The sequence below is a fragment of the Paenibacillus sp. FSL H8-0548 genome (assembly GCF_038630985.1).
Taxonomy (GTDB): Bacteria; Bacillota; Bacilli; order Paenibacillales; family Paenibacillaceae; genus Pristimantibacillus.
In genome coordinates, this window is the sequence record NZ_CP152049.1 from 5,612,117 (window position 1) to 5,626,409 (window position 14,293).

General features: G+C 45.3%; 10 protein-coding genes. 2 read left to right on the plus strand and 8 right to left on the minus strand.

What is annotated here, in order from left to right:
* Positions 1-55: 55 nt before the first annotated feature.
* The 3 genes from MHI37_RS24265 to MHI37_RS24275 form a co-directional block, all read right to left on the minus strand.
* Positions 56-1,732 (minus strand): ABC transporter substrate-binding protein, encoded by a 1,677-nt coding sequence (locus MHI37_RS24265; protein ID WP_076339666.1) that lies wholly within the window; start codon positions 1,730-1,732, stop codon positions 56-58.
* 106 nt (positions 1,733-1,838) lie between these two features.
* Complete coding sequence (locus MHI37_RS24270) at positions 1,839-3,446, minus strand: response regulator (RefSeq protein ID WP_076339667.1); 1,608 nt, start codon at positions 3,444-3,446, stop codon at positions 1,839-1,841.
* Between the two features lies 1 nt (position 3,447).
* Positions 3,448-5,262, minus strand: a complete 1,815-nt coding sequence (locus MHI37_RS24275) for a sensor histidine kinase (RefSeq protein WP_076339668.1) — start codon at positions 5,260-5,262, stop codon at positions 3,448-3,450.
* Between the two features lie 143 nt (positions 5,263-5,405).
* Here MHI37_RS24275 and MHI37_RS24280 point away from each other — a divergent pair, with 143 nt between their 5' ends.
* Complete coding sequence (locus MHI37_RS24280) at positions 5,406-6,356, plus strand: ABC transporter permease subunit (protein ID WP_076339669.1); 951 nt, start codon at positions 5,406-5,408, stop codon at positions 6,354-6,356.
* 15 nt (positions 6,357-6,371) lie between these two features.
* Positions 6,372-7,244, plus strand: coding sequence for a carbohydrate ABC transporter permease (locus MHI37_RS24285; protein ID WP_076339670.1), 873 nt, complete (start codon positions 6,372-6,374; stop codon positions 7,242-7,244).
* 253 nt (positions 7,245-7,497) lie between these two features.
* Here MHI37_RS24285 and MHI37_RS24290 read toward each other — a convergent pair whose 3' ends face one another.
* The 5 genes from MHI37_RS24290 to MHI37_RS24310 all read right to left on the minus strand — a co-directional run bounded on the left by MHI37_RS24290 (position 7,498) and on the right by MHI37_RS24310 (position 14,202).
* The gene (locus tag MHI37_RS24290) at positions 7,498-9,990 is read right to left on the minus strand and encodes an S-layer homology domain-containing protein (RefSeq protein WP_256710707.1); all 2,493 of its coding nucleotides are present in this window, start codon (positions 9,988-9,990) and stop codon (positions 7,498-7,500) included.
* Positions 9,991-10,240: 250 nt separating this feature from the next.
* Positions 10,241-11,056 carry an ABC transporter ATP-binding protein gene (locus MHI37_RS24295; protein ID WP_076339672.1) on the minus strand — a complete coding sequence of 272 codons (816 nt, stop codon included), beginning with the start codon at positions 11,054-11,056 and terminating at the stop codon, positions 10,241-10,243.
* Entirely contained in the window at positions 11,056-12,087 is a 1,032-nt protein-coding gene (locus MHI37_RS24300; protein WP_076339673.1) for an iron chelate uptake ABC transporter family permease subunit, read from the minus strand. Before MHI37_RS24300 ends, MHI37_RS24295 begins: the two co-directional genes overlap by 1 nt.
* Positions 12,084-13,124 (minus strand): iron ABC transporter permease, encoded by a 1,041-nt coding sequence (locus MHI37_RS24305; RefSeq protein ID WP_076339674.1) that lies wholly within the window; start codon positions 13,122-13,124, stop codon positions 12,084-12,086. The genes MHI37_RS24300 and MHI37_RS24305 overlap by 4 nt, the downstream gene beginning before the upstream one ends.
* Entirely contained in the window at positions 13,117-14,202 is a 1,086-nt protein-coding gene (locus MHI37_RS24310; RefSeq protein WP_076339675.1) for an ABC transporter substrate-binding protein, read from the minus strand. The genes MHI37_RS24305 and MHI37_RS24310 overlap by 8 nt, the downstream gene beginning before the upstream one ends.
* Positions 14,203-14,293 lie beyond the last annotated feature (91 nt).

The window sequence follows — 14,293 nt, forward strand, 5'->3', positions numbered from 1 at the left end:
AAAAGCTCTGACACAATCAACAGTGTTGATCGCATCAGAGCTAATGTAAAAACGATTATTTTGTTACCGACTTAAACCAATCATTAACTTCCTTCGTAATTTGATCGCCGCCATTTGTTTTCCAGTTCGTAACGAAGCTATCGAATGCCTCGATTGGCAATTTGCCATAAATGATTTTGTTGAACGTCTCAAGCTCAGATTGACGCAGAAGGCTCCATTTCGAAATCATCGTCGGCGTAGCCGCACCAGTAAAGTAGTTTTGCTTGCGGATATCAATTTGTGACATGACGATTTTTGCAGAATACCAGTTTTCCGGCTTGCGGAATTCAGCAGTTTGCTTCTCGTATGGCGTTTCCGGAGCTGCGCCGTCTGCAAGCTTCACTAGTGTTTTCATGTAAAGATCAGGAATACGCGCCGGTCCAGTGATGAACGGAAACTCGTTATTGAAATCTTTAACTTTATCCTTGTTGTTCGTCGGTACTCCATCTACAACATCCCAATCGTACCCTTTGGCAAAACCAAATTCATAATCGCTTCCTGCAGCAGGATTCGCTAGGTTGTCAAGCAAGTAGTTATAGTAGATGAAAAAGGCTTCTGGATGCTTCGCATCTTTATTAATCATAAAGCTGCTGTTCACGCCTGAGTTCTGCCACTTTGTTCCTCTTAATCCGTCAGGACCAGCTGGAATCGGATAGGCTTTATATTTGGAGCCAACAACGTTTTTCAATAAATCCGGAGCCGGCCAATCCGGCACCCAGTTGGCTCCAGGCAGAACGCCCGCTTTGCCATTTGTCCATATTTCAGCTGTCTTGCCCTCATCCCACAAAGCGGCGTCAGGATGAATATAACCTTTATCCATCCATTCTTTCAGTTTGGCGAGCGCTTGCTTAGCTCCTGGATTGACGGAGCCGTATTCAAGATTTCCATCTGCGTCTTTGTTCCATTGCTCTTCAACCGCTCCATATGCTCCGAACAGCCAATCCAGTGATCCCATCCACGTATTGGTGTTGTTTTTCAAGGAGATAGCCAGCGGATAAACATCCTTTGCAGCCAGACCATCCGGGTTTTCGTTTTTGAATTTGTCAAAAATGATGTCTAAATCGGCAATCGTTTCCGGAGCCTTTAAATTCAGCTTCTCCATCCAGTCTTCCCGCAGCCAAAGAATGGTATCATCATTGTCGGTATATTCTAGAATCGGCAGGTTCCATTTCTTGCCGTCTCTTGTGAATGGATACCATAGCTCCGGATGCTGGGCAGCGTGATCCTTCCAGGTTTGGTTGGCATACTTATCGAACAGCTCGTCAATCGCTAGAAATTGTCCTGAATCAATGAGCTGATTAGTCAAGATCGAATCCGTCGGCACGAATACAAAATCAGGCAGCTTCTCGCCTGATGAAATAGCAAGCTGAAGCTTTTGCTTATATTGATCGTTGCCAGCCGGGTACCAGGTGTTCTTGTGCTTCATGCCGAATTGCTCCAGCATCCAGCGGTCATGAACATTGTCTTCCTTCGTATCGCCATTTGTGTATTTCTTCGGCATAATGACTGTGCTGATTTCAATAGGCGGGTCATATTTGCCCTTGGCAAATGAAGCGTCACCTTCACTTGATACTACACTAGTACCGGCGTTTTCTGTGTTCGCATTCTCGTTCTTGCTGGTATTTCCGCTGCATGCGCTTACGATGAATGCCATAGCAACGAGCAGCAAACCTGCTTTTTTAAGATTCCCCATGTTTCAGTCCCCTTTGTTGTAAGATGATCTCATAAGCTACTTTACCAACTAGTGGGGGAGGGCATCTATATGATTTTGTTAGTTTCCATAGCACTCTGTCATGTTGTTAGGAACCGAATCTATAATCTTGGGGCGTCACTCCGAACTGCCTTTTAAACACCTTAATAAAATACGCTGGCTCCAAATAACCAATCTCCGTGCTGATTTCATATACCTTTTTATCAGTCGATTTCAGCAGATGGCAAGCCCTTTCCATTCGGAGACGGGACACATAATCGCTAATTCCCTCACCCGTTTCAATCTTATAAATTTTAGATAAATGTGTCGTATGCAGATTCACATGGTCAGCCAGTGCTCGCAATGACACATCGAGATGCAGATTTTTTTCTGTGAACGCCTGAACCTTCTTCACATACAGGGAGCGAATGTCATTAACGTCATTAGCCGATCCATCCTTCAGCTTGCCCAGTACGCTAAGCGACCAGTTGCGAAGCCTGCTAATCGAGGAGAAAGCTTCTCCGCTCTGCAAAAGCTCCATATCCTCCCCAAGCAATTTTGCCAGAGTGTGACCATTGCGGTGGGCAAAATGTGTGAAGGTTGAGGCAATTAAATAGCCTGCCTCCATGCAGTGCTCCCATGAATCAGACCATTTCTCGTCCAGCTCCGCAAACACATCCTTCAGCTTCTGTTCGGCAGCATCCCAGCGTCCCGCCTCAAGCAGATTGCTTAATGCGGGCGGGACATGAATGGCATCCAAAGCTCCCTGCGATACATTTGGCTTCAGTTCGCTTACACGCATTACGAATTCACGTTCTTCCCCTACGATTTGCCGGAAGGAAGACGAGGCTTGCCGATAGCTTGCTGGGAGCTCCTCAGGAAATTGGAAGGGTTCTGTAATTACAATAGACAGGGAGCCCCTCAGAAACTGCTTGACCTTCGACTGCAGCTGTACGCCAAGCTTCTCAAGCAGCATATCCTGCCGAGAATAGGAGGCATTCGCCTTAGGCTGCAGCAAAAATGCCAAATAACCATGCTCCTCTTTGACGGCCCAAACCTCTGCATACTCACTAATAATTTCTTCAGCTATATTGATAATGGCATACTCCATCAGCTGCTGACCATTGTTCCGATACTGACCGAATTCATCCTCCATTCGAACGAGCATCAGCGTACAATTCCCGAATTGGATAGGCAAGCTGTAATTTTCCAGCTTCCGATGCCACTCCTCCGCAAGCATTCGCTCGCCCCGCAGCGCGTCAAGCAGCAGCTGACCACGCAGCAGCGGCAGATTCTCCCGTAGCGTAAATTCCGTACGCTCATGGGAGCTAATGTTTTCCCATTCAGCTTTCAGTCCGTCAATAGCTGCTCCCACAGCATCAAACAATTCCTTATCGGTCGGCGGTTTAAGCAGGTACTCCACTGCTTGATGCCGAAGTGCCTCCTTCGCATAATCAAAATCGGAATGCCCGGATAAAATGATGCATTTGATTCGCTTATCATATTCTCGTATTTTTTCTAACAGCTCGATCCCTGTCATTTCGGGCATTAATATATCCGATATGACAATATCGATCGGATGTGTCTCGATAATTTGCAGCGCTTCCCTTGCGGAATAAGCTTTATGCACCTGCTCAATGCCCAGCGTATGCCAAGGCTTTTGCATGGACAAATTGTCTACCCAGTGCGCTTCATCATCTACTATAATCATTTGCATGTCATATGCCTCCTCGTGTCGTTGGATATTGGCTTTGTTCTGCTCCGGCGGGCGTTCGCCACACAATTTCTGTTCGGAAGCCTCCGAGAAGCGATTTTGTAAAATATAAATTAGACCCTTCACCGAACTGATGCACGATTCGTTGATTCGTATTCCAGAGCCCGCAGCCCATTTCCTCCTGCAGCGGCTCACGCATCTTACGATTTAACGCCTCCTGCTGCTCCGTGTTTATGCCTGGTCCGTCATCGTCGACGTAAACGCGGCAGAAGCCGCCCGACATTTCGCCTCGAATTCGTATTTCACCTGATGAATAGGATTTGGCCACCCCGTGAATAACTGCATTCTCCACAATTGGCTGCAGCATCAAGCGCGGCACCTGCTGCTTACGCAGCTCATCCGGAATTTCGATGCTGTATTCGATCCTTTCATTGCGCAGCTTCTGAATATCCAAGTAATTAATAATAAGCTTTATTTCTTCTTCCACCGTTGCTGTTTCCCGTTCCATTCGGGTCGTATAGCGATAGTATGAGCTTAGGTTATAGGCCATGGATACGACCGCTTCCTGTTCCTTCATCTGGGCCATGTTAATGATATAGCCAAGACAGTTGTATAGAAAATGAGGATTGATCTGCGCCTGCAGCTGCTTTAAGGTCGCTTCTCTTGCACGCAGCTTCTCGCCGAGCACCTTCTCAACCAGATCTTGAATTTGCCGTGACATTTCATTGAATCGATAAAATAAAAATGCAAACTCATTATTAGCATTAGACTTGATTTGTACGGAAAAATCTCCGCGCTGCACGCTTTGCAAGCCGCGAATCAGCTTAATGATTGGACGCTGGATATTCCGGTAAAGCAGTACAGAAGCAGATATTCCAATTACGAATAACAGAATCATCGATATATAAAAGAGATTGCGGCTAAACGATATCGGTCCCAGCATCTTATCAAGCGGAACGATATCGACCAAATACCAACCCAGCTGAGGAGATTTAACAGCGCTTACCAAATAGCTTTTATCAGCTAATCGTACGACCTCTTGATCGGTATCCCCAAGCTGCTTCCCGTCCAAATAATGAGTCAATTCATTCACCAGCTCCACAGATGCGCTTCGATTCAGTATCGGAGCTTCGCCCTTATGATAAAATAACGGATCGCCTTGGCCGCCAGCTTTATACGTATCGAGCATGTTCTCTATATTTTCGTGGCCAAAGCTGGCGTGCACGATGAGATTGCTGCCTTTAAGCGTACCTTGATGCCCAAAAGAATCGGTATAAAACCAATGAAAGGACTTCAGCTCCCCGTCATTCATTTCTTTTCCATCGCCATAAGTCCATTTTCCTGTCATATTGCTGTTTAAATAGTCCTCATCATACTTAATTGTATCTTTATTGTTCGATATCGCCTCTTTGTTTTGCTGAGAATAAACCGTATAGGTGACTGGCCAAACATTCATAACACCAGATTGCAGCATCATCTTCTCCTGAACCACATACTTCGTCTGCATCTTGTCATATAGATCGTCCCATAGGTTCAAGCCATTAAATTTCTCCACGTTCGGATCCTTCGAGAACGTAATAACGAAATCCGCAGTCTGATTAATTCTAGAGTCGATTTGACTGGATAAAAAAGAAAGCTGCTTGATGTTGGAAGCCTGCAGTTCCTCGCTAATCACTTGAGAAGCGACATTATTGGAGTACGTAAACAAGATGATGATTGGAATAAATAATAGGAGAATCAAAAAATTCATTTTGGCAAACAGGCTAAATCTTGCTTCCATCTTTTTTTTCACGAACGCGATGCTTTTATTTAGTGCCATAACACAGCCCCTCCATCCGATCTGCCTAACAAAAACCTATGAATCCTAACATTGTCTTATAGTTTCATACTCCAACACTTTGTTACTATTTATATCAGGGTTTCACGTGTTACACAAATATGTTTTTATGGAAAGGGATAATTATGGACTCTAACACCCTACTGCAACCAAACCCTAAGGCCGTCCGAAAAACGAAGAAAAATCGCGGCTACAAGCAGCCTTGGATGCTTCATTTCATGGTGCTTCCTGCTGCACTGCTCGTCTTTATTTTTGCTTATGTACCTATGTCAGGTCTTGTCATGGCCTTTCAGGATTATAAGGCCGCTTTAGGAATCGCCGGTTCCCCATGGGTTGGCTTGAAGCATTTTCGTTATATGTTCGAGAATGAATATTTCTTGCAAATTACATGGAATACTTTATTTTTTGCCTGTTCAAAAATTGTCATGAACTTAATCATTCCGTTTATTTTTGCCTTGCTGCTCAACGAGGTTAGAAACATGGGGCTCAAAAGATCGATTCAAACGCTCGTTTACCTGCCTCACTTTCTTTCATGGGTAACGCTCTCGGGAATATTGATCGATGTGCTTGCCCAGACCGGTATTATCAATCAGTTCCTTACCAGCTTGTTCGACATAAAACCAATTTTCTTCCTAGCCGACGGCAATTGGTTCCGGTTTACGATTATTTCCAGTGATGTTTGGAAAGAGTTTGGCTTCAATACCATCATTATTCTAGCTGCGCTCTCCGGGATCAATCCTGCGCTATACGAAGCAGCAGAGGTTGACGGGGCCAGCCGAATCAAACAAACGATGCATATTACCGTGCCAGCGCTTATCCCTATTCTCATCGTTGTGGCCACTTTAGCGCTAGGAAATGTGCTTAACGCCAACTTCGACCAAGTGTTCAACTTATATAGCCCGCTTATCTATCAGCAAGGGGATATTATCGACACATTCGTCTATCGCGAAGGACTGCTCAGCGGACAATTCAGCTTCGCGACAGCCGTAGGCTTTTTCAAATCGATGATCAGCTTAGTTCTAATCGTTATATCCTACCGTTTTGCATACAAATTCGCTGGATACCGGATCTTCTAGAAAGGGTGACTGCTCATGTACCATAAAACACTGCCTTACCGCATATTCAGCATATTCAACAATGTTCTGCTCACTGCGATCTCAATCCTGTGCCTGCTGCCGCTCGTTCACCTGCTCATGGTATCCTTAAGCTCTTCCGCTCCAGCCAATGCCGGACTCGTCACTTTCTGGCCGATCGGCTTTACAATGGAGGCTTATGCCAAAACATTCAACAACGCCAACTTCCTGTCTTCTCTGTGGGTGTCTGTACAGCGGACCATTATTGGAACGGCGCTTGCGATGCTTGTGAATGCCGTTGCTGCTTTTGCCCTTTCCAAAGATACGCGTATTTTTCGGGCGCGAAATATTTATCTATGGTACTTCGTCGTAACGATGCTGTTCAGCGGCGGTCTCATTCCAAACTATATTCTAATTCTTAAGCTTGGGCTCATGGATACGCTAATGGCGCTTATTCTTCCAGTGATGATCTCGGTTTACAACATTATTCTGCTCTTGAACTTCTTCCGAACGGTGCCTAAGGAGCTTGAAGAAGCTGCCTTTATTGACGGAGCCAACCATTTGCGCAGCTTTGTTTCCATTTACTTGCCGATTTCCATGCCCGCCATCGCGACGATTTCGCTGTTTACGATGGTTGGACATTGGAACGCTTATTTTGACGGATTAATTTATATTAAAGAATCGATGAACCTTCCGCTTGCGAGCTTTCTGCAGACGATTATCGTACAGGCGGATATGACAAAGTTCGATCCATCGATGGTAGCCAATCTGTCTCAGCGCACGATTCGTGCTTCCCAAATCTTCATCGGGGCTTTGCCAATTCTACTCGTCTATCCATTCCTGCAGCGCTTCTTCGTCAAAGGGATTGTTATTGGCGCTGTGAAGGAATAGTCGCTGGCGAAGATACGTTACAGCAGCGCTACTTACTGCGTGCGACTGGCTGCTCATGTAAGGTTTCTGCTGTAAAAAGTACAGTAGAACCTTGCTGACTAATGCAAATGTGGACGCCAAAAACAAAGAAGCTAAGCAGATTCAAATCGCTTAGCTCCTTTGTCATTCAAATATTCACTTATTCCAATGTTCAAGAATGTAATGCACACCTATGATTGATGCTGTGGGACATCCTCTTTCTGCTCAGCAATATTTATTTTCCAAGCAGATTATAGATCGCTTGTGCAGCTTCAGCGCGAACCGTTAAGCCATTTGGAGCAAATGTATTCTTATCCGGCCCTTGCATAAGTCCAGCACCGAGTGCTTTATTCACTTCTGCTTGTGCCCATGAGGTTACTTGCGCAGCATCCGTATACTGGAGCAGCAAGTCACTCGTGTCAAGCAGGTTTCCTGTTTTGTATTCATAGGCTCTAACGAGCAGTATAGCCATTTGTTCACGAGTAATCGTAGCATTTGGCGCAAAATGATTTTCATCGAGGCCTTTTATAATTCCGGATTGAACAGCTGCTGCGATGGCTTCAGCATACCAAGCTCCTTCAGCAACATCAGTAAAGGACACCTTCGCTTCCGTAGATTGAATGCCAAGAGCGCGAACGAGCATAGTGACAAATTGTGCCCGAGTCGTCGTTTGAGTAGGAATAAACTGCTCACTATTTACACCCTCGATCACATGAATCGCACTTAATCTTTGAATCGTTTGATACGCCCAGTGCGTCGCAGGCACATCCGCATACGTTTTTGTGTATTCAAGGACAGCGTATTTGGAATTATGCGTTAAAGCTGTCTCGATTGATGTTTTGCTATTCCCTATCTCTCCTCCAACGTACTCCCATTGCTTCAAGCTCTCATTGAGATAATAAATGCCTAATAGATTCGTATCCGTATTGTCAGAAACAAGTGTGTAACGTAAAGTAATAGGCTCATTAAAACGATCCAAACGAATCGTCTTCCCTGTTGTGGACACTAACGTAAAATCAAGCTCATACAGCTGACCATTTTGTTTAATTGAAGCTCCGCTTGCAAGATTAGCAGCCTTCACCAAGTCGTCATCCGTTGAATCTTGTACTTCCTTAAATGTTATTTGCAGCTTAGCATTTTCCCATTCATCGCCACTGCCTAATTGATTAAGCTCATTTAGGACGGAGAATGGAATCGTTATAGATTGTCCACTCGCTTTCAAGAGCAGTGCTTTATTAGCTTGCTGCAGAAGCTCACCTACATTGCTAGGTAAAAGAAGAGGCTCAGTCCCTGTCACATCAATCGCAATTACCGCTGATGTGCCAGCAGAAGCAATAAGATCGTTTATTTCTTTCGCCGTTAGTTCATTGGCTTTAGGAACCGTATTCGTATTCGTATTGCCACTTGAGGAGCCCACAGCCGTTGTTTTTGCTGTTATGGTCGGCCCATTAGTGGTCCATATTCCATTCGGGAGCTTCGCCTCTACTTTAAACGTATAGAAGGTATCCGCTGATAACCCCGTTACTTTATATACACTTCCGGATACTGTAGCTGCTTCTGCTTCACCATTAAAAATTTTATAATCAGCACCGCCGTTAGCTGGTGTCCAATTCAAAGTGAGACTTGATGAATCAATGCTCGCAGCCGTCAGCGTGCTATCGAGCGGCCATACATAAGAGTTCTTCATTACATTCCAAAAAGCATCTGCGATCGCCTTATAGCCTAGCTCGCTTGGATGAATATCCATAGAGTTAGGCAAATGGTTCGCATAATCTGCAGCAATAGCCTCTCCAGTAGACACGAATATTGCTCCTGTTTGCGCAGCCACACCTGCCAGTGTCTGGTTTAGATAATTCAATACAACTGCAAACTCCTGTTTCTGAAGAATAGGAAATGGAAAATTATGAAACGCGTCATAATAGCCCATAAGATATACATTTACGGTTGGGTTCAGCTGCTTGATTGCTGCAACAATAAGTCCAGTATTCATGCCCGCCTGCTCAATTAATCCTGGTACTATAGCCGGATCTATTGTATAAGTAGGACTTAACTGACTTAGAAGATCGTTTACCCCAATGTCCAACGTAATGACGTCTGCGCTCGCTATATTTTGCTTAATGGTTTTCCCGTTCGGAGCGGCAACATTATTCTTAATATCGTTCAGCACATCCTGAGTCGTATATCCTGGATAAGTATGGTTTTTATTGAATTCGCCCAAATAACCAAAGCTGTGAATATACTCAGCAAGCGTATCGGTATAGCTGAGACCTATTGATTTGTACGGTGTCATGCCTGCTGCTAAGGAATCTCCTAGCGCAAGATACTCGATCTTGCCCGCCCCAGCATCAACCAATACATTAAACGTTGATTTCCACTGCTCTGCCGGGTTTCCATCTTCATCAGAAACATCGACCGTCAACTGATACGTGCCGTTAGGCAAGCCTTGTGTCGCCGCCGCCAAAATTCCAGTGCTGCTGTCGACCTGGAAAGGTGCCGGAACTCCATTCACTTTCACTTGAATAGTAGCGCCATCAATTCCTGAACCAGTATCCCGTAAATTAGCTGTAATCGTTGGCATGGACGTATACACCGTCGCTTGGTTTGTCGGAGATACGTTTGCAATGATGGGCCCTGTCGCGCCGCCCGCAGCAAAAGCATGCATTGGCAGCATGACAACCACAAGCACCAATAATAAGTTAAAAATCCATTTTCCCCGTGCGGAATACATTTTCTTCACAGTTTCAACCTCACTTTATAAATTATTTTCATAGATGCAAAAATTAGCCTCTACTAGTATACTGGTAAAAAATTGAATTAAATGTATATTCTTGTCGAAGGATTAATATTTAATGACTCTCACCAAGACCGGCAAAGAACATGAAAAAGACCAGCATTTGGGACTTGATCACCCCATAGCGCTGGCCGTTGCTTTGTATTTCCTTATAAACGATCTTGTCAATAAGAGTAATAGTCCTTTTTCAAGAAGTATATTCTGCATTAACATGATATCTTCCTTTTGGCACGACCAAAGGTGATCCCGAAATGGGGTCTTTTATTACCGTGCAATCAAGCCCGAAAATGTCTTTAATCATTGTACTCGTAATAACCTCTGCCGGCTCGCCCTCAGTGACGAGCATTCCTTGATGAAGCGCGAAAATATGGTCTGCATAACGCGCGGACAAGTTTATATCGTGCAGCACCATTACAATTGTAGTTCCATGTTTGCGGTTAAGGTCAGTGAGCAGGTCAAGAATCTCGACTTGATAGGTGATATCTAAAAAGGTTGTTGGTTCATCGAGAAACAAGATATCCGTTTGTTGGGCCAGAGCCATTGCAATCCAGACGCGCTGCCGTTGACCACCTGAAAGCTCATCGATATTATGATTGGCAAACTGAGTGATATCCATAAGGCTCATCGCTTCGGCAACGGCCTCATAATCCTTTTTTGTCCATCCACCGAACATGGATTGGTGCGGAAACCTGCCTCGTCCAACCAAATCCGCTACAGAAATTCCTTCCGGCACAATGGGGGATTGTGGTAGCAATCCTACTACTCGGGCCAATTGTTTGGATGGAATTTTGCCGAGCGGCCTTCCGTCAAGCGTAATTTTTCCGGATATGGGTTTGATCAGCCTGGCCAGTGTTTTCAGAAGCGTAGACTTTCCGCAGCCATTTGATCCAATAATCACGCTTATTTTATTGCTAGGTATGACAAGGCCTACACCGTGAATAACCGTTTTATTCTCATAGCCCGCTACTAATTGTTCGGCTTGAAAAATATGGGTCGGTTTCATTAGAATTCTCCCTTTCGATTCATTCGGATTAACAAGAAGATCAGATAAGGCGCTCCGAGTAATCCGGTAATGATGCCTACAGGGAATCTGTACTCAAAAGCAAATTGTCCGATTAGATCTGCCGCCAACACCAAATTAACGCCAACAAGTCCCGCCGGAATGACGTTCGAGAAGCCAACTCCGACCAGTCTTTTCGCGATCGGTCCCGCAAGGAAGGAGACAAAAGCAATTGGACCTGTGGTAGCAGTAGCAATAGCGATCATGACGACGGAGCTCACGATAAGGGCAATTCTTGTCCTGTCCGTGTTCACGCCAAGAGAAGAAGCTGATTGTTCTCCAAGCTCCAGAATACTTAGATGTTTTCCCAGCACGATAACGATAGGTGTAAAGAAAATAACCGCTATTACAAGAGGCGGGAGCTGATTCATCTGAGAGCCATTGAGGCTGCCTCCCAGCCATCTAAGCGCTGAAGGAATATCTTGTTGTGCGCTAACCAGTATAAGGTAGGATATTACAGCGTCAAGCATAGCCTGTATGCCTATTCCGATTAGAATTAATCGCCCGATCGAAAACGACTTGCCTCTGGATAAGAGATACATGATGATGACTGTGCTAAGACCAGCAACTACCGAAGCAATGGAAATAATGGCTTTGTTCGAATGAAGTATGGTTATGCAAAAAACAGCTGCCGCGCTGGAGCCGGAGGTAATACCGATGACATTCGGGTTCGCAAGGGGGTTGCGCAGCATGGTCTGGAAGACGTAACCAGCAATGCCGAAAGCAAATCCCGCGAAGAGACCAGCCAGCATTCGCGGTAAACGTATGGTATTCACGGCAAACGACACGCCTTTGAGCTGCTCTCCCGAAAGGGCTCGAATCACTTCCTTAACCGGATAAATCGTGTTTCCAAGTAGGAGCATAGTGCAGCATAGCGCGCATGCCAAGAGGGTAAGAAATCCAGTGATAAGCATCCAGCGGCGAAGTCTTTGACGTCTCCCCGCCATAATAAATTCAATAGTATGATTTGTCATAATGAACGCACTTTCGATCTCATAGCTAATATGATTAGTATTGGAGCTCCTACAAATGCTGTAACTACACCGACCTCAAGCTCTCCCGGATGGCCGATGAGCCTGCCGCATACATCTGATACCGTCAAAATGATCGCTCCTGCAATAGCTGACATTGGAATAACCAAACGCAGATCGGGTCCAAGAATGAGGCGGATGACATGAGTGGACAAAAGCCCAATAAAACCAATCGGGCCCGCGAGCGCAGTAGCCGCCCCACATAGAACAACGCCAGCAAAAGCTGCAATAAACCGCAGTGTTCCTGTGTGAACGCCCAGTCCGGTCGCAACCTCATCTCCCAGTGCCAATGCATTCAGTGCCGGAGCAGCCAAAAAGGCGATTAGTAATCCAACTATCAGAAACGGAATAAAAGTAGTAATAGAGCTCCAGGTTGCCGAGCCGACGCTTCCCACTTGCCAGAACCTGAACTGATCCATAACATAGGAGCGCGGAATCAAGATGGCTGTGACCAGAGAAGAAAGTGCGGCGGTTGTGGCTGCCCCCGCCAAAACTAGCTTTATGGGCGTGGCTCCGCCACGCCCCATTGAGCCGATTCCAAATACGAACACTGCAGTAATCGCAGCTCCGGCTAAAGCAAGCCAAATATATTCATTAGCACTGCTAATGTTCAAGAACGCAATACCGAAAACGACAAACAAGGCTGCCCCTGTGTTGACTCCCAGTATACTTGGGTCAGCAAGTGGATTACGGGTAACCGATTGCATGATTGCCCCAGAAACCCCAAGCGCCGCACCGCATAATAAACAAAATACGGTGCGAGATATTCTCTTGCGAACTACATTAGCCCCGAAGGAATCAATGTCTGCGTGGAATAATCCGTCCATCAGTTCATTAAACCTTACGACCCGAGAGCCCAAGACCAGAGAAGCAACCACACATACGCCGAGCAAGACCATACAAATGACAAGAACAGTCGTAAAATTGCCCGGAATAGGCGAGGTTGGCTGTTTGTTTTTGGAAACTGAAGAACTATTCATTTATTTTATCAATAGCTCCTCCTATTAATGCAAGGTAATCATCAATGGTATAAGCGATTGAAAGCGGGTTTGGAGTTCCAGCTGCTACCAATGGTGTATCGCTATCAATAAAGGCAACGGAACCTCTGGCAATCGCAGGGATTTTGCCAAGCAGTGTGTCAGCCTTAATCGCTTGATACAGTTCGTCATTCCCATATCCAACGAATAAGTCTGCATCGTATAGAGACTCGACATTCTCAGCGCTTAAACTTAAAGAGTAGCTGTTAGGATCAGTAATTTGCTCCGTAATGCTTTCAGGATAAACCATTCCTAGCTCGTACAAGAAAGAGACACGGGAATCTACAGGAGTATAAATATGCAATTTCGACATATCTGTAGCCGAGAAATTGACCCAAACGACTTTTTTGCCTTGAATCTGAGGATATTTGCTTAGCTTTTCGTTAACCATTTCCTCAGTGCTCTTGATAAGTAGTTCGCCTTCCGCTGTCATGCCCATTCCTGTTGCATTTAACATAACTTGCTCGCGCCATGTAGTTGCCCAAGGAGCTGTTGGATAAGGCACAACCGGAGCGATTTCGCTAAGCAGATTGTAGTCTTCCTGAGTTATGCCGGAGTAAGCGGCAAGAATGACGTCCGGGTTGGAATCTGAAATAGCCTCAAAATCAAGGCCGTCCGTATCCTGAAACACATTAGGATCCTTTACGCCGAGTTCATCAAGCTTTTTAGCTGTCCAAGGCAAGAGGCCGCTGCCATCCTGAACGCCGAAGTTCGCTGCCGAGAAGCCTACAGGAACAACACCAAGCGCAAGTGCGACATCGTGATTCGCCCATTGGACAGTGGCCACACGTTCGGGCTTGCTTTCAATTACCGTTTCTCCAAGAGCATGCTTGATTACGATCGGATATTCTTGGGAAGCTGGAGCTTCTGTTGCAGGAGTTTCAGTGCTTGCCGTTTCAGTTGCAGCCGGAGAGGATGAAGGCTCCGAATTGGATGAGTTATTGCCACAACCTGCTAGCGCTATTACAAGCACTAAGAAAATGAATAATGTAGTTAATGGGAACTTTCTTTTTGTGTTCATTTGTGTACCTTCCTTATCATAAAATATTTTTTTAGCTGGTGCTTTGCTGGGTAAAAGAATATCAATTATGATGCGATAATGCAGCTTAGAA